Source organism: Sinomonas atrocyanea, assembly GCF_030812675.1.
Taxonomy (GTDB): domain Bacteria; phylum Actinomycetota; class Actinomycetes; order Actinomycetales; family Micrococcaceae; genus Sinomonas; species Sinomonas atrocyanea_B.
This window is the reverse complement of the sequence record NZ_JAUSTE010000007.1, coordinates 91060-106989: the sequence shown is the minus strand read 5'-3', so window position 1 is coordinate 106989 and position 15930 is coordinate 91060. Positions and strand designations below refer to the sequence as shown.

Here is a 15930-nt window from a genome sequence, read left to right as displayed (position 1 = left end):
TGCCGGCTTGGAGACACCCCCCAATCCGGAATCAATGTGAGTCGACGAAGACGCCACACTCGGGCGGCAACCGACATCAATGTCATTCAATGGAGAGGCATGTGATGGGCCAGATGAGCCTGCCAACGGGCGGAAATCCGCACACCGTAGATGAGCTTGAAGACCTTGCCTTCGAACTGAGATCAAAGCTCCTGCAACTCTGCGGAACATATGAGGGGGCCGTTCATATCGGCGGCGATCTTTCCGCAGCCGATATCTTCACCGCCCTCTTCCATTACGGATTGAATGTCGATCCCACCGACATCACCAATCCGCTCCGGGACCGCTTCGTGCTCAGCAAGGGCCACGCCGCGGTCTGCATGTACATTGCCATGGCGATGCGCGGGTTCTTCCCCTACGAGGAGATCGTCAGCACGTATGGCCAGCTCGACAGCGCGTACGGGATGCACCCCTGCAAGGTCCAACTGCCCGGCGTCGAATGTTCGACCGGCTCGCTCGGGCACGGGCTGCCCCTGGCGGTAGGCATGGCCCTCAGCGCGCGCGGACGCAACGAGCCCCACAGGGTGGCCTGCCTGCTCGGCGACGGCGAGACCGGAGAGGGTTCGGTCTGGGAGGCCGCCCAGGCGGCCCGCAGCAACGAGCTGGGCAACCTGGTGGCCTTTGTGGACCGCAACCGCCAGCTCATGACGAGCTTCGCCGAGGAGAGGGTCGTGTTCGAGCCCTACCCGGACAAGTGGGCGGCCTTCGGGTGGAACGTCGTGGTGATCGACGGCCATGACATGAAGCAGCTCGTGGACGCGATCGACCACCTGCCGGCCACCGACAGCAAGCGTCCCACCGTCGTGATCTGCGAAACGGTCAAGGGCAAGGGGGTCGACTTCATGGAGCGGAACCTCGCCTGGCACGCCGGTTCCCTGGGAGCCGCTGATCTGGAGCGGGCCATGTCCGCCCTCGAAGCCTCGCGCAAGAAGGAGACGGTCTGATGCCGGTCACGTTCACATTCGGAGAGATGCTCTCTGCCCGGTCCGTCATCGGATCGACCCTCGCCGAGCTCGGCGACACCCATGACAACCTCTGGGTCCTCACCCCGGATATCGGCGCGACCCTCGTCGAGTTCCGCGACAAGTACCCAGACCGCTTCATCGACGTCGGGCTGGCCGAGCAGGCCTGCGTGGGCATCGCCGCCGGCCTCGCCTACGACGGGAACATCCCGGTGGTCTCCGGAATGCTGCCATTCCTGAGCATGCGGGCCCTCGAGCAGGTGCGCAGCGACGTCTGCTACCCCAGCCTGCCGGTGAAGATCATCGGCACCCACGGCGGACTGGTCGGCAACGGCGGCTCCACCCACTACGCGGTCGAAGACCTCGCCCTCATGTGCGCCCTCACGAACATGACGGTGACCTCCATCGGGGATCCCCTGATGGTGGGCGAGGTCATCCGCCAGTCCATGTCCATGGCGGGCCCGATCTACATCCGCCTCGCCGTCGGCAAGAAGGACAAGGTGCTCTACGAGCCCGGCCAGCATGAGGTGACGATCGGCAAGGGCATCCTCGCCGCGGACGGCACGGACGCGACGATCTTCACGCACGGCACCGTCGTTGCGCAGGCCCTCCAGGCTGCCGAGGACCTCGCCCGGGACGGGGTGTCGGTGCGCGTCGTGGACATGTTCACCCTCAAGCCCATCGACGAGGAGCTTGTCGTCCGCTGCGCCGAGGAGACCGGCGGCAGGTTCGTCGTTCTCGAGGACCACCTCGCCTATGGCGGTCTGGCCTCGCGGATTGCCGACGTGGTCGCAGACCGCGGCATCCACCTCCAGGCCTTCGAACGGCTCGGCATCCCCCAGGTGTACGCCGGCTTCGGTGAGGACGAGCAGCTGCGCGACAAGCACGGGTACGGCCTCTCCGCCACCGTCGCCGCCGTCCACCGGGCCGTCCGCGCGGCTTCCTGACGTCAGCTCGAGCTCAAGGGAGAGACCATGAGAACTGTCGCCGTCACCAAGATCGGCAGCCTTCGCGATCCCGACGAGGCAACCCGGGGCCGGATCGGCGTCGTCGACTTCCCGGACCAGCACCTCGGACCTGAGGACGTACGCGTGCGGGTCGCCTACGCGGCGATCTGCGGCTCGGACCCGCACCTCGCGGAGGGGTTCTTCGGCGAGGACGTGCCGATCGGCCTCGGCCACGAGCTGTCCGGGATCGTCGAGGCCCTCGGGGAACGCGCGCACCGGACCGGCCTGCGCGTTGGCGACCGGGTCGCGGGGAACTTCCTTCGGTTCTGCGGGACGTGCACCCCCTGCCGCGCGGGCCGCCAGCAGTTCTGCGAGTACATCCAGGAGTACAACCGGCCAGGCATGTCCGAGACGGTGACCTGGCACGAATCGCAGCTGTACCGACTGCCCGAGGAGGTCTCCCTCCTCGAGGGATGCCTCCTCGAGCCCACCTCGGTAGCGGTGCGCATCGCTGACAAGACCAACATCAAGGTCGGCGACAGGGTGGCGGTCTGCGGCGGGGGGCCGATCGGACAGCTCGTCCTGCAGGTCATGAAGATGCACGGGGCCACCTCGCTGACGCTCATCGAGCCGATGGCCGAGCGCCGGGAAATGGGCAGGCGGCACGGGGCCGACGTGGTGATCGATCCAGTCGCGGAGGACCAGCTGCACCGCGCTCAGGAGATCACGGGCGGCCTTGGCTTCGACGTCGTCATCGACGCCTCCGGGTCACCGCGGGCGGTGCGCGGTCTGCTGGACATCGCAGCCAAGGGCGCCACCGTCGTCTACGGGGCCATGTACCCCCACGAGTTCGAGATGCCGCTGAATCTCTCGGAGTACCTGTATCTCAAGGAACTGACCCTCACCGGCGTGTTCGTCTCCCCGTATGCCTTCCCCCGCGCGCTGCAGATCCTCCCGCACCTTCAGCTGGCAGAGCTGACCCAGGCCGTCTTCGACCTCGAGGACGCGGCGGAGGCGTTCCGGGTCCACGTCAGCGGCGTCCATCCCAAGGTGGTCATCCGCTGCAACGACGTCGCGGACACCGGGAGGCAGGCATGACGGATCAGGAGAGCCCCCTCGTTACCGCGATCCGAGGGGCAGCGCAGATGGGCGTCGAGGAGCCGCGCGCGGCGCTCGAAGCGCGTGGGATCGTCAAGAGCTTCGAAGGGGTGCACGCGCTCCGCGGAGCGAAGATGTCGGTGCAGCCGGGAGAGATCCACGCACTGCTCGGCGAGAACGGCGCAGGCAAGTCGACGCTGATCAAGATCCTCACCGGCGTCTATGCGCCGGACTCGGGTGTGATCCTGCGCGACGGCGAGGCCGTTGAGTTCTCGAGCGTCCGGAAGGGGCAGGCCGCCGGCGTCGTCGCGCTCTACCAGGAGCTCTCGACCATCCCGACAGTCAGCGTCGCGGAGAACATTCTCCTTGGCGAGCAGACGCCCAGCAGGGGCGGTCTCGTCCGGTGGAAGCTGCTGCGCCGCAGGGCGCAGGAACTTCTGGACAGCCTCAACCAGAAGATCCCCCTCGGGCAGCTTGCGGGCGAGCTCTCGCCCGTCCAGCAGACCATGGTCGCCGTGGCCCGCGCCCTTGCCGCCGAGGCGCGTGTCCTGATCCTCGACGAGCCGACCGCCTCGCTCACCGATTCCGAGATCCAGGACCTGTTCACCGTGCTCCGCTCGCTCCGGGACCAAGGCGTGGCGATCGTCTACGTCTCTCATCGCCTCGAGGAGGTCTTCGAGCTCTGTGACCGGATCACGATCATGCGCAACGGCGAGACGATTCTCACGAAGACGGTCGCGGACTCCACGATCGACGAGGTCATCTCGGCCATGGTGGGCCGTTCGGCCGGCCAGCTTTACCCACCGAGGGGCACGGCCACGTCGGCGGTAGCGCTGTCCGTCGAGGGCCTCCACGGCTCGCGTGTGAAGGACGTCTCCTTCACAGTCAGAGCGGGCGAAGTTCTGGGAATCGGCGGGCTGGCGGGGTCGGGTCGAAGCGAACTGCTGCGGATCCTCTCGGGAGCGCAGAAGCACAAGTCCGGCACCGTCACGGTCGGCGGCGCCCCGCTCCCCCGCTCGCCCGGCGTGGCCAAGGCCCTCAGGGCAGGGATCGCGCTGGTCCCGGAGGAGCGCCGCAGCGAAGGAGTCATCCTAGGCGCATCGATCCAGGACAACATCGCGCTCGCCAACATGCCCGCGGTGAGCAGTCTGGGACTCGTCTCCGGCGGTCGAATCGCCGACATCGCCAACCGGGGGATGCGAGACCTGCAGATCAAGGCGAGGAATCCTCGGCAACACGTAGGAGAGCTGTCCGGAGGCAACCAGCAGAAGGTGGTGCTGGCGAAGATGCTGGCCCGCCGCCCCAAGGTCCTCCTCATGGACGAGCCCACGCGGGGGATCGATGTGGGCACGAAAGCGGAGATCTACCGGCTGATCCGCGACCTGGCCCGCGAGGGCACTGCGGTGATCGCGGTCAGCTCCGAACTCCCCGAGCTGATCGGCATGAGCGATCGGATTCTCATCATGCACGAGGGCGGGATCTCGGGAGAGGTTGCCGCCGAGGTCGCCGACGACGAACTCCTCCTTTCGTACTGCTACGGAAAGTCAGAATGACCATGACAACAACCACGTCAGCCATCAGCCCGGTCCGGTCGGCCGGCCGTGTGCTCCTGCATGGGGGCACCGTGGTTGCCCTCATCGTCCTCATCGCCTTCTTCTTCGCGATGCGCCCGGATGTCTTCCTCACCTTCGTGAACGTGAAGAACATCCTGTTCCAGATCTCGATCCTCGCGATCATCGCCGGGGCCCAGACCGTGGTCATGGTGGTCGGCGACTTCGACCTCTCCGTCGGTGCGACCTCAAGCCTTGCTGGCGCAGTGAGCGCCTCCATGATGCTGAACGGAACGCCTACTGAGATGGCCATCCTCTCAGGGCTGGGAGTCGGCCTCCTGGTGGGCCTTGTCAACGGGCTCCTCATCGCCTACGTGAACCTTTCGGCGTTTGTTGCGACCCTCGCGACAATGACCTCGGTGGTAGGACTCGCATACCTCGTGACCGCCGGGACGACTCTGTTCAATCTCCCGACCGGCTTCAACTATCTGGGTCAGGGACGACTGCTCAACATCCCGTTGCCCGTGTACATCGCCATCGTCATCTCGGTCGTGCTGTGGGCCGTACTGCAGTTCACCACCACTGGGCGCCGGTGGCACGCAATCGGCGGGAACGTCGAGGTGTCGCGGCTCTCAGGAGTCAACGTCAGGTTCGCGCGCATGCTCGCCTTCGCGATCGCAGGCCTGATCTCCGCCCTCGGCGGCATCCTCCTGGCTGCGAGGCTCGGGAGCGCGAGCGCCGTTCAGGGGAGCGACAACATGATGTTCTCGGTCGCGGCGGTGTTCCTCGGCATGACCGTCATCAAATCCGGGGCTGCGAATCTCGGAGGAACGATGGTGGGAGTCGCCATCATCGGCGTGATGAGCAACGGACTGAACATCCTCGGGGTCAATTCGTACGTCCAACAGGTGGTGACAGGCGCGATCATCATCGCGGCCGTGACGCTCTCCTCCCTTCGGACGCGCCGCCGGTAACGGCCGCCGTCGGCGGCGCCTGCAGCATCAGGACGCGCCGGAATACGAGACAAAGAAACGCAATCATCACAAAGGAGTAGATACATGCGTGCAAAATTCGGGATGTTCGTGGCCCTCATCGCCGCGGCGACTCTCTTCCTGACAGGCTGCGGAGGCGCCGCAGGAGGAAGTTCATCAGGCAAGCCGTTCAAGGTCATCGCCTTTACCTCGGGCAACCAAACGCCTATCGGCGCATGGTGGGTCAAGGCGGTGACAGCCAAGGCCAAAGAGCTGGGGTGGAACCTCACGATGATCCAGGGTGATTTCGACTTCCAGAAAATGAATCCCGCCGTTGAAAGCGCCATCGGCCAGGGCGCGGATGCCATTCTGGACGGCTACACCGATATTGCGTCGATCGGTTCCATCGTCTCAGCGGCGAAGGACGCCGGCATTCCCATCTTTGCCGTCGACAGCTCGACCTCGGACACCGACGGATTCGCCGTCAACATCACCACCAACCAGCAGCAGATCGCTGACACCACGGTCGGCGCTCTCGACAAGTCCCTCGGTGGCCTCAAGGGCAAGAACGTCATGGTGATCGGCCACGATCCGCACCCCGGGATCCGTATGCGGGCCAGCCTCGCGGAGAAGGAGCTCAAGGCGGCCGGTGCGAACATCGCGGGCGGAGACATCCAGAAGGTCAAGTCGCCGGCGACCGGGCGCACCGAAGCCCTCGCCCTGGTCGCCGACTACCTGAGCGCTCACCCGAACGGGCTCGACGCCGTGTGGGTCGGCTGGGACGACGCCGCTCTCGGCGCAACCAAGGCACTCTCCGAGGCCCGCTCGAGTGCGAAGGTCACGGGCGTGGACGCGACAAGCGAGGCCCTCGCCCAGATCAAGTCGGGAGGAAACTTCCTGGCCACGATCAACCAGCCGTGGCCGTCCATCACGGATGAGGTCATCAAGGACGTCACGGCCTACCAGAAGGACAAGACGCTGCCGAAGGAGCGGTTCAAGGCGGTGGATGCGGCCATCGTCGACGCCTCCAATGCCGCGAGCGTGACGCCTTCGGACAAGCTGGGCTAGCCCTCTGCACGCCACGTGGGGGGTGGCACGCGCCGCCCCCCACCCCCACCACCATGAGCTGAAGAAAGAGGACATGATGCGTCTTGACGGCAAGGTAGCGCTCATCACCGGCGGAGCCAGCGGAATCGGCTTGGCGACGGTGCGGAAGTTCGTCCGCGAGGGTGCGAAGGTCATGATCGCCGATATCGACAAGGCGGGTGCGGAGAAGGCCGCCCGGCAGATCGCCGAAGAGGGCCACAACGGCTCGCTTGCGGCTGTCGGTGTCGACGTCTCCGCCTACGCGGAGGTCGAGGCCGCCGTCGCCGAGGCTGTGCGGGTCTTCGGGCGCCTCGACGTCATCTTCAACAACGCGGGAATTGCCGGAGGCAAGCCGCTGCTGGAGCACGACCCCGCGGCCGATTACGAGCCGATGATCCGCATCGACCAGAACGGCGTCTACTATGGCATCCTCGCAGCCGGCCGCCAGTTCAGGGCGCAGGGCACAGGTGGCGTCATCATCAGCACGTCTTCGATCTACGGCGAGCAGGCCGCGGAGCTCTCCTTCACCTACAGTGCAGCGAAGGCCGCGGTCATCTCCTTCACCCGGTCGGCTGCCTACGAGCTTGCCGAGTACGGTATCCGGGCCGTCGCCATCACCCCCGGTCGAGTGGGAACCCCGATCATCAACCAATTCAGCGAGGAACTGAAGTCGACGTTCGCGGCCGAGCAGCTGCGCGGCAAGATGACCGAGCCGGACGAGATCGCCGATGTCGTGGCCTTCCTCGCCTCGGACGAGGCAAACGCCATCAATGGGACCGTCGTGCACGTCGACGACGGCTATTCGGTGTTCAAGCAGCGCCTCGAACTGCCCGTCTTCTAGAGCAAAGGCCACAGCGCATGACCGACCCCACCACGCCTGACGTCGCATGCCACCTCAACGTTGTCATGCCCGACCTCGAGGACCCGGGACTCCCGGCCGCGCTCGACGCGCTCGCAGCGCTCGGCTACGCACGGATCGTGATGCCGCCGCTCGATCCCCACGCGACGGATGCCAGGAAGGTGCGCCGCCTGCTCTCGGATCGGGGGCTCGGCGTCGTCACCATCGCGGGACAGCGACCGGACGCCGACGTCTCCTCGGAGGATCCCGACATCCGCCGGGCGGGGGCCAAGAGCCTGCAGCGCCTTGTCGAGTTCACCGCGGACCTCGGCGGCGACCAGATGAACGGGGTGCCGTATGGGCTCTTTGGGCACCCTCGGGGACGCACGTCCGAGGAGACGTTCCGGCGCGCGGCCTCGGCGGTCGGCGCAGTGGCCGACTATGCCCACGCGCACGGCGTGCGCATGACCTTCGAGGTGCTCAACCGGTATGAGACGTCGGTCGTGAACACCGCCGAGCAGGCCCGCGAGTTCGTCGCCGCAAGCGGCTCAGACCACCTGCAGATCCATCTCGACACCTTCCACATGGCCGTTGAGGAGGAGGACCTCGAGGGAGCCATCCGGCACGCCCTGCCCAAGCTCGGCTATCTCGAGGTCGGGCAGTCGGGCCGAGGCGATGTGTCCTCGGGCGCCGTCGACCTGCCACGCGTGCTCGCTTCAGCGTTCCGCGACGGCTACGGCGGCCGCGTCGGCGTAGAAGCGTTCTCGCGCTCGGTGCTCCGTCCCGAGGCGGGCGACATGCTCGCCATCTGGCGCTCCCCCTACGCCGACGGGATGGCGATCGCGGCCGCCGCAAAGCGGCTTGTCGACGAGGCCTGGGCCGCGGCGGGGGCCTCGGAGGAGATGTCCGGCTAGAGGAGGGCGGGCGGACGACGCCGGGCCCCACCCGCCGTCGTCCGCCCGCCGATCCGCCTTCCGCGCCTACTTGACGGCGAGTTCGCCCAGCTCGGACCAGCCGTCCACCTTGACGTTGATGATGTCCGGTGTCCGCGCGAGGTACGCGGGCAGCTCCTCCGTGGCCTTCTTGAAGTGCGCTGACTTCACGTGCTCGCCGCCGGCCTCGTCGTCGCGGAACGCCTCGAGGAGCACGTACGTGGTGGGGTCGGCGAGGGACCGGGACCACTCGAAGAACAGGCAGCCGTCCTCGGCGTTGGTGGCCTCGGTGAACTCGCGGGAGATCTCCGGCCACGCGTCGGCGTGCTCGGGCTTGACCGGGAATTTGGCGCTGATGTAGATCACGGGGATCCTTCCTGAGATCGGGTTACGGGACGAGGATGGCGCGGCCGCGGACCTTGCCGGCGTCGAGGTCGGAGATGGCCTGCTGGAAGTCCGCGAGCGCGTACTTCTGGGTGTGCAGGGTGACGGCGCCGCGGGCGGCGAGGGCCATGAGGTCCTGCAGGTCGTTGTAGGAGCCCACGAGGTTGCCGATGATGTTGATCTCGGTGGAGATGATGTCGATCGTGGGGATGTCGATGTTCTCCCCGTAGCCCACCACGTAGTAGTCGCCGGCCCGGCGCAGCATCTGCACGCCCTCGGCGGTCGCGCCGCCCTCGCCGACGAAGTCGATCAGGGCCTCGGCCCCGTTGCCGCCGGTGAGCCCGAGCACCTTCTCCACCTGGGAGCCGTCGGCGAGGACTCCCTCGTCCGCGCCGATCGACTTCGCGAGCTCGAGCGCGGCCGGGTTGCGGTCCACCACCACGATCCGGGCCGGGGTGAGCGCCTTGAGGACTTGGATGCCGATGTGCCCGAGGCCGCCGGCGCCGATCACCACGCAGGTGTCCCGGGGCGTGAGGCGCTTCGCGGCCTTCGCGGCGGCGTGGTAGGCGGTCAGGCCGGCGTCGGCGAGGGCGGCGACGTCGGCCGGCTCGAGCGCGTCGTCGATCTTCACCACCGAGCGGGCGGAGGTGAGCAGGTACTCGGCGTAGCCGCCGTTGGTGTCGATGCCCGGGAACCTGCTGTTCTCGCAGTGCACGTCGTCGCCGGAGCGGCACGCCCGGCACAGCCCGCACGTGATGAGCGGGTGCAGGATCACCTTGTCGCCGACCTTGACGTTGCTCACGGCGCTGCCGATCTCCTCGACCCAGCCCGCGTTCTCGTGCCCGATCGTGTAGGGCAGGTGCACCCCGGACTTCTCCTCCCACTGCCCCTCGAGGATGTGCAGGTCGGTGCGGCACACCCCGGCCCCGCCGATCCGCACCACCACGTCCCACGGCCCGGCCGCCTCGGGCCTGGGGACCTCGGCCATCTTCAGGTCGTCGTGGTACCCCACGACCTGCACAGCGCGCATCGTGCTCATGTCAGCTCTCCTTGACGTGGATGGGAAGTAGATGATGGTAGTCCGCCGGCTCGGCGCCGTCAGCCCTCGGCGCCTGGTCGGTCCCGGAGCCCTCGTAGCGGGTGCGCAGCAGGCCCCGGCAGAAGTGGGCGTTGCCGTCGATCGAGATCCTCGTGGACCGGGCGCGGCGCAGGGCGAGGGGCACCTCCTCGGGCGCGTACTCCCGGCCGCTGTGGTCCACGAGCACGACGGCGTCGGGCCGGCCGGGCAGGCCCAGCGCCTCCCGCCGGCGCAGCAGGGCGTCCTTGTGCCGGCCCTCGGGCAGGTCGGCGAGGGTCACGGCCCCCACGGCGGCCTCGGGCAGGGAGGCGTCGGCGCGGAGCAGCCCGGTGAGGCAGCGCTCCATCGCGGCGGTGTGCGCCTTCCGGCGGAAGGTGAGCCGGAGCTCCTCGAGGTCCTGCTCGGCCTCGTGCCTGAACGTGCCCCTGTAGCCGGCATCGGCGGCGAGGCCGGCGTTGATCAGCTCGGAGTCGTGGTGGTCGTCGAGTTCGACGACCACCCTGCGGATCCCGGGGACGGCGGTGACCGCGTCCTTCGCGTCGGAGGCCATGAGGTAGGCGAAGTTGGGCGAGCAGAACGAGGTGGGCAGGCGCAGGTGCACCACCGCCTCGGCGCCGGGGCCGCCCTGGTGCGGCACGCCGTCGTCCGTCCGCCGGAGCGCGACCGAGCGGACGAACCCGAGGTCCGTGATCGGCTCGTCCAGCTCGGGGTCGAACACCGTGGCGAGGGCGGCGAGGACGGCTCCGCGCAGGGGCTCTGCGCCCAGGGGATCGGCAGCGGCGCCGGGGGCGGGGCGCTCGGCCTCGACCGCGGTCACCGCGCGGCCCCGGTCTGGGCTGCCTCCGCCGCCCCGAGGTCCGCGGCGCCGGGCTGGCGGGGACCCGTGGCGGTCTCGTCCGCCTCGGGCAGCCGCAGCTCCTCCGGCACCGGGATGCCGTACATCGCCGCGGCGTTCAGGCCCAGGATCTTCTTCTTCTGCGCGACCGTGAGCGGGGCGTACTCGCTCATGTCCTCGGGGATCTGGAAGTCCACGAACCGCTCCACGAGCCAGCGCGGGGTCCACAGGGCGTAGTCGCTCGAGAAGAAGATACGGTCCTCGCCGAGCCAGTAGATGAGCTCGCCGATGATCTGCGCGAAGTAGCGGGGACGGGTGTGGATGAACGGCATCGCCACCGCCAGGCCGCCGTACACGTTGGGCTCCTGCGTGGCGATCCAGCAGAAGTCCTCCAGCCGCGGCAGGCCCACGTGCTCCACGATGAAGTTCAGGTCGGTGAAGTCGGAGGCCGCGTGGTCCACGTCGGCGACGTCGAAGGCGTCCCGGTCCAGCGGCCGGATGGTGGGGCCCTTGTGGACGTGGATGTTCTTGATGCCCAGCTTCCGGCACTCCTCGAAGTACAGGTACGTCTCCGGGTCGGAGAGCTTGTACCCGCGGGAGTCGCCGTGCCACTCGGCGGTGTAGAGCTTGACCCCGGTGAAGCCCATCCGCTCGTGGTCGGCGCGGAGCTGGTCCAGGCCGTTCTCGCCGTTGCGGGGGTCGAAGCAGTGGTTGTAGGTGAGCTTGTCCGGGTGGGCCGAGGCCAGCCCGAACGCCTCCTTGGTCTGCCCGAAGCCCCGCTTGTAGAACTCCCCGAGGTAGGCCGGCTGGAAGATCGCGTGGTCCACGTAGCCGTCCTCGAACAGGTCCTTCATGAGCCGCTCGCCGCCCTGGTAGAGGTACTCGTCGTACCCCCAGAGCTCCTCCTCGGGTGAGAGGTTGCGGTGGTAGTCGTAGAAGCAGTCGATGAACTGCTTGCCGTGGATGTTGCGCTGGTTCTCGGGCCGCGCGTCCCAGAGGGCGATGTGCGCATCGACGATGAAGTAGTTCTCGCCATCCTTGGTGTACATGCCTGGCCTCCTCGTTCCGCGACTGCCGTAGTCGCGGTAGCACCACGGTAGGGACGACGCCGGGCCGCCGGGCCCGCGACGGCGTCTCACTTTGAGACTCACATCACACGGCGGCCCCGCGGCGGGCTATCCTCGAGGGAGTGCGAGAACCTGGCGTCCAGGGCAAGGAGGCGTCGCCGATGCCGGAGCAGGACCCGCGGCCGCCGGCTACGTCCCTGGCCCCGCACGGGGCGGAGGTGCCCGCGTCCCGCCGGCTGCTGGCCTCGTGGCAGCGCAGCGAGCACTACGGCGTCTCCCCGGAGTCCATCGACCCGGTGTGGACCGGCCAGGTGGTCTCCGACTCGCTGTTCTTCGAGTGCGGCCACGAAGTGCTCACAGACCTGCACGCCACCCTGGCCGGCGAGCCGGTGAGCCTCATGCTCACCGACGCCGACGGCCTCGTCCTCAACCGCTTCAGCTCCGACGCCTCACTCCTGCGCGCGCTCGACGCCGTGCACCTCGCCCCGGGGTTCGCGTTCTCCGAGCGGGAGGCCGGCACCACGGGCCTGGGGCTGGCGCTCGCCGACCGCACCCCCAGCCTCGTGCGCGCGGCCGAGCACTACAACGCGAGCCTCGCCACCTACACGTGCGCCGCGGTGCCGGTCCTCGACCCCGTGACGGGCCGGCTCGAGGGCAGCGTGAACATCACCACCTGGTCCCAGCAGTCCCACGGGCTGCTGCTGGCCCTGGCCCAGTCCGCCGCCAGCAGCACCGCCGCCCTCATGCTCGCCCGCTCCCGGGGCCGCACCCCGCGCAGCCAGCCCAGGGGCGGCGTCTTCCGCATCCAGGGGAGCCGCCTCGAACCGGCCCCCGAGACGCTGCGGGCCATGTCCCCCGCCTGGGCGGACGTGGCCGCCACCGCCGCCGGCGCGCTCGCCGCCGGCCACGCCGTGGCCGCCCTCGGCGAACGCGGCTCCGGGCGGGCCACCCTGCTCGCCCAGGCCCTGCGGCAGGCCCACCCGGGCACGCGCATCCTCACCGTCGATGTGCCCGCTCCCGCAGAGGTCGAGGCGTGGCTCGCCCTCTGGGGGCCCGAGCTCGCCAAGGCGGGCACCGCAGTCGTCCTCGAGAATGCCGGCATGCTCCCGGCGTGGGCCGCACACGAGGTACAGGAGCGGATCGTCCACGCGGGCTCCCCCGCCCCGGGTGGCGGCCCCCTGTGGGCCGTCACCGCCGAGCAGCTCGCGGACCTCCCCGCGCCGATCGCCGCGCTCGTGGGCGCCCTCGTCCAGCTGTCCCCGCTGCGGGAGCGCCCCGGCGACGTCCTGCCGATCGCCCGCCATGCCGCCCGCGAGGCCCGGCTGCGCGAGGTCTCCTTCACCCGGGCGGCCGAGCGCGCCCTGACGGCGTACGAGTGGCCCGGCAACGCGGACGAGCTGGTCCGTGCGGTCCGGTCCGCGGCCTCCCGCGCCGAGACCATCGACCTCCAGCACCTCCCGCCGGAGGTCCTCAGCCGGCCGCCGGCCCATCTGACCCGCCTCGAGGCGCTCGAGCGGGACGAAATCATCCGCAGCCTCTCGCGCCCGGGAGCCACCGTGGCCGGGGCCGCCACGGAGATCGGCATCAGCCGGGCCACCATCTACCGGCGCATGGCCCGGCTGGGGATCAGCATGCCAACGGCCCCGCGCCCCGGTTCCGGACCCGCCGGGGAATAGCCCCCGGCGCCCATCCCGTTGCCGAGGAGGTGCGCCCGCCGGACCGCGCCGCGCTCAGGACCACTGAGAGGGAAAGCCATGACCGCCCAGCAGCAGACCCCGCCGCAGACCTCCCTCCCGAGATCGCTCAGCCTCCGCCAGCTCATCGGCAACGGACTCGTGTTCATCGGCCCCGCCGCACCGGTGGGGATCTTCGGCACCATCTACGCCAAGAGCCAGGGCGCGAGCCTGTCCGTCTACCTCGTCGCGACCCTCGTCATGGCGCTCACCGCCGTCTCCTACGCCCAGATGTCCGCCGCGGTACCGCGGGCCGGATCGGTCTACTCGTACGCCTCAGCGGGGCTGAGTGCGCCGGCGGGCTTCATCGCCGGCTGGATGGTGCTCCTGGACTACCTCCTCATCCCGAGCGTCGCGTTCCTCTTCACCGGCTACGCCCTCCATTCGTTCCTGCCCGCCGTGCCGGCGTGGGCGTTCACGGCGCTCGCCGTGCTCGTCACCACGGCGGTCAACCTCGCCGGCGGCAGGACGATCGCGCGGGCGGCGGCCGCCGTCGTCCTCGCCGAGGTGGCGGTGCTCGCCGTCGTGCTCGTCGGCGCGCTCGCCGTCCTCGCCACGTCGGGGGCGCGGCAGAGCCTCGCGGCCCCGTTCGCCGGGGTGGGGGGCTTCTCCGCCACGGCCATCGTCGGCACCGTCTCGGTCGCGGCCATGGCGTACCTGGGCTTCGACGCGATCGCGACCTTCGCCGAGGAGACCGCCGGCGCGGCGAAGGTCGTGGGCAAGGCGATGCTCGCGTGCCTCGTGGTGGCCGGCGTCCTGTTCTTCCTCCAGAGCTACGTGATCCAGCTCCTCACCACCGCCACCCCGGCCGACCTCGCCGCCGACCCGTCCTCGGAGGGCACGCTGTTCTACGACGTGGTCCGCTCCCAGGTGGCGCCGTGGCTCGCGACGCTCCTGGCGGTCGCGAAGGCGATCGGCGCGAGCTTCGCCGGCATGATGGGGCTGGCCGCCGGGTCGCGGGTGGTCATGACCATGGCCCGCGACGGCCGCTTCCCCCGCGCCTTCTCGCGCGTGGGCAACCGGTCCGGCTCGCCCATGCTCGCCACGGCGCTCGTCACCGCCGTCACCCTCGTCCTCGCCGTGTGGGCGGCCTATGAGCCGGACGGGCTCGACCTGCTCGCCTCGACCGTCTCGATCGGCGCGCTGAGCGCGTTCCTGCTCCTGCACGCCTCCGTCATCGGCTACTTCGCCGTGCGCCGCCGCAGCACCCGCCGGCTGGTGCACGTGGCCGTGCCCGCGCTCGCGATCGTCGTGCTGGCCGTGATCGTCGTGTTCGCGAACCAGAATGCGCTCCTGGTCGGCGCGGGCTGGCTCGTGGTCGGCGCGGCCGCCGCCTCGGTGCAGTACGCGCGCGGACGACGGCGCGGCCTCACCCGCTGAGCCTCCCCCGCCTCCCCCTCACCCCGCCCACCGAAAAGGAACCTCCCCATGGCCGATTCCTACACCGCCACCGCAACCCGCACCGGGACCGACCAGTTCACGGTGTCCACGGGCAGTGCCACGGTCGTCTCGGACGCCAGCCTGCGGCCGAGCGAGCTGCTGCTGGCCTCGCTGAGCTCGTGCATCCTGTGGACGGTGGTGGACTACGCCGAGCGCAACGGGATCGGCCTCCCGGGCGAGGTCAGCGTGAGGGTCTCCGGCGCCATGGCGAACCGGCCGCGTCGCGTGGGCGAGATCCGCGCGGAGCTCGTCCTCCCCGACGGCCTCAGCGAGAAGCACCGGGAGGCCCTCCTGCGCGCGGGCCAGCACTGCCCGGTCCACGCGACACTCACGCACTCCCCGGAGCTCACGGTCGCCGTCGGCTGAGGATCCGGACCGAAGCCGCTGACCGGGCAGGCGAGGGCCGCCGTCGTCCGGTGCACGCCGCGACCGGCGGAAGGTGACGGCCCCGCCTCCAAGAAGTAACCCATCCAGCACCTCTGGGTGGGTTACTTTCCGGCGGCCAGCCACCGAATCCCGCGCCGCGCGGATTGCAGCGGGGCACCGCGGGGCAGGATGGGGGCATGAGCGATGAGACGGAGATGATCCAGCGTGGCATCGGTGTCCTCACGGCGGCCCTGTCCTGGGAGCCGGAAGACCCCGCGGCGACGGAGATGTTCAAGGAGTCCCTCAAGACCCTGGCCCGTGTGGACGACGCGGTCTCCGTGACCTTCAGCGGCGGCTCGCCCGAACAGGCGGCGGCGCTCCGTGAGGTCCTTCCCCAGGTGATCCGCCAGATCATCGAGGCCCTCGCCCCCGACTACACGCGCCTCGTCCTGGGGATGGCGATCGGCTTCAAGTCCGTGGCCGAGGCCTACCGGCAGGACGCGCCGGACGCGGACGTCGCGGCGATCCTGCAGGCAGCCTCCCTCAACCTCGCCGAAGCGGACGACGAGGACGACGACGGGGAGGACGAGGACTGAGGTCCACG

16 protein-coding genes are annotated in these 15930 nt (G+C 69.3%); 12 read left to right on the top strand and 4 right to left on the bottom strand.

Annotation, left to right across the window (positions count from 1 at the left end):
• The first annotated feature begins 104 nt into the window (after positions 1-104).
• The 8 genes from J2W20_RS11470 to J2W20_RS11435 all read left to right on the top strand — a co-directional run bounded on the left by J2W20_RS11470 (position 105) and on the right by J2W20_RS11435 (position 8405).
• On the top strand, positions 105-983 hold the full coding sequence (locus tag J2W20_RS11470) for a transketolase (protein ID WP_307006737.1): 879 nt from the start codon (positions 105-107) through the stop codon (positions 981-983).
• Positions 983-1948: a transketolase family protein gene (locus J2W20_RS11465; RefSeq protein WP_307006736.1), complete on the top strand. Its 966-nt coding sequence runs from the start codon at positions 983-985 to the stop codon at positions 1946-1948. The genes J2W20_RS11470 and J2W20_RS11465 overlap by 1 nt, the downstream gene beginning before the upstream one ends.
• A gap of 27 nt (positions 1949-1975) precedes the next feature.
• On the top strand, positions 1976-3046 hold the full coding sequence (locus J2W20_RS11460; protein ID WP_307006735.1) for a zinc-dependent alcohol dehydrogenase: 1071 nt from the start codon (positions 1976-1978) through the stop codon (positions 3044-3046).
• The gene (locus tag J2W20_RS11455) at positions 3043-4599 is read left to right on the top strand and encodes a sugar ABC transporter ATP-binding protein (RefSeq protein WP_307006734.1); all 1557 of its coding nucleotides are present in this window, start codon (positions 3043-3045) and stop codon (positions 4597-4599) included. Before J2W20_RS11460 ends, J2W20_RS11455 begins: the two co-directional genes overlap by 4 nt.
• 2 nt (positions 4600-4601) lie before the next feature.
• Positions 4602-5570, top strand: a complete 969-nt coding sequence (locus J2W20_RS11450; protein WP_307006733.1) for an ABC transporter permease — start codon at positions 4602-4604, stop codon at positions 5568-5570.
• 84 nt (positions 5571-5654) lie between these two features.
• A complete protein-coding gene (locus J2W20_RS11445) occupies positions 5655-6635 on the top strand; it encodes a sugar ABC transporter substrate-binding protein (RefSeq protein ID WP_307006732.1) in 981 nt (326 codons plus the stop codon).
• Positions 6636-6708: 73 nt separating this feature from the next.
• A complete protein-coding gene (locus J2W20_RS11440; protein WP_307006731.1) occupies positions 6709-7494 on the top strand; it encodes an SDR family NAD(P)-dependent oxidoreductase in 786 nt (261 codons plus the stop codon).
• Positions 7495-7511: 17 nt separating this feature from the next.
• Positions 7512-8405 carry a sugar phosphate isomerase/epimerase family protein gene (locus tag J2W20_RS11435; RefSeq protein ID WP_307006730.1) on the top strand — a complete coding sequence of 298 codons (894 nt, stop codon included), beginning with the start codon at positions 7512-7514 and terminating at the stop codon, positions 8403-8405.
• A gap of 66 nt (positions 8406-8471) precedes the next feature.
• On the opposite strand, the gene J2W20_RS11430 is transcribed toward J2W20_RS11435, so the two are convergent.
• From J2W20_RS11430 to J2W20_RS11415, 4 genes are read right to left on the bottom strand one after another with little or no spacing between them, the layout of a single operon-like run.
• The gene (locus J2W20_RS11430; RefSeq protein WP_307006729.1) at positions 8472-8789 is read right to left on the bottom strand and encodes a putative quinol monooxygenase; all 318 of its coding nucleotides are present in this window, start codon (positions 8787-8789) and stop codon (positions 8472-8474) included.
• Between the two features lie 22 nt (positions 8790-8811).
• Positions 8812-9846, bottom strand: coding sequence for an NAD(P)-dependent alcohol dehydrogenase (locus tag J2W20_RS11425; RefSeq protein WP_307006728.1), 1035 nt, complete (start codon positions 9844-9846; stop codon positions 8812-8814).
• A gap of 1 nt (position 9847) precedes the next feature.
• Complete coding sequence (locus tag J2W20_RS11420) at positions 9848-10702, bottom strand: metal-sulfur cluster assembly factor (RefSeq protein ID WP_307006727.1); 855 nt, start codon at positions 10700-10702, stop codon at positions 9848-9850.
• Entirely contained in the window at positions 10699-11769 is a 1071-nt protein-coding gene (locus tag J2W20_RS11415) for an amidohydrolase family protein (protein ID WP_307006726.1), read from the bottom strand. Before J2W20_RS11415 ends, J2W20_RS11420 begins: the two co-directional genes overlap by 4 nt.
• 140 nt (positions 11770-11909) lie before the next feature.
• On the opposite strand from J2W20_RS11415, the gene J2W20_RS11410 reads away from it, so the two are divergent.
• The 4 genes from J2W20_RS11410 to J2W20_RS11395 all read left to right on the top strand — a co-directional run bounded on the left by J2W20_RS11410 (position 11910) and on the right by J2W20_RS11395 (position 15922).
• A complete protein-coding gene (locus J2W20_RS11410) occupies positions 11910-13463 on the top strand; it encodes a GAF domain-containing protein (protein ID WP_307006725.1) in 1554 nt (517 codons plus the stop codon).
• 78 nt (positions 13464-13541) lie between these two features.
• On the top strand, positions 13542-14900 hold the full coding sequence (locus tag J2W20_RS11405; protein ID WP_307006724.1) for an APC family permease: 1359 nt from the start codon (positions 13542-13544) through the stop codon (positions 14898-14900).
• Between the two features lie 48 nt (positions 14901-14948).
• A complete protein-coding gene (locus tag J2W20_RS11400; RefSeq protein WP_307006722.1) occupies positions 14949-15326 on the top strand; it encodes an OsmC family protein in 378 nt (125 codons plus the stop codon).
• A gap of 197 nt (positions 15327-15523) precedes the next feature.
• Positions 15524-15922 (top strand): hypothetical protein, encoded by a 399-nt coding sequence (locus J2W20_RS11395; protein WP_307006721.1) that lies wholly within the window; start codon positions 15524-15526, stop codon positions 15920-15922.
• The last annotated feature ends 8 nt before the right edge of the window (positions 15923-15930 follow it).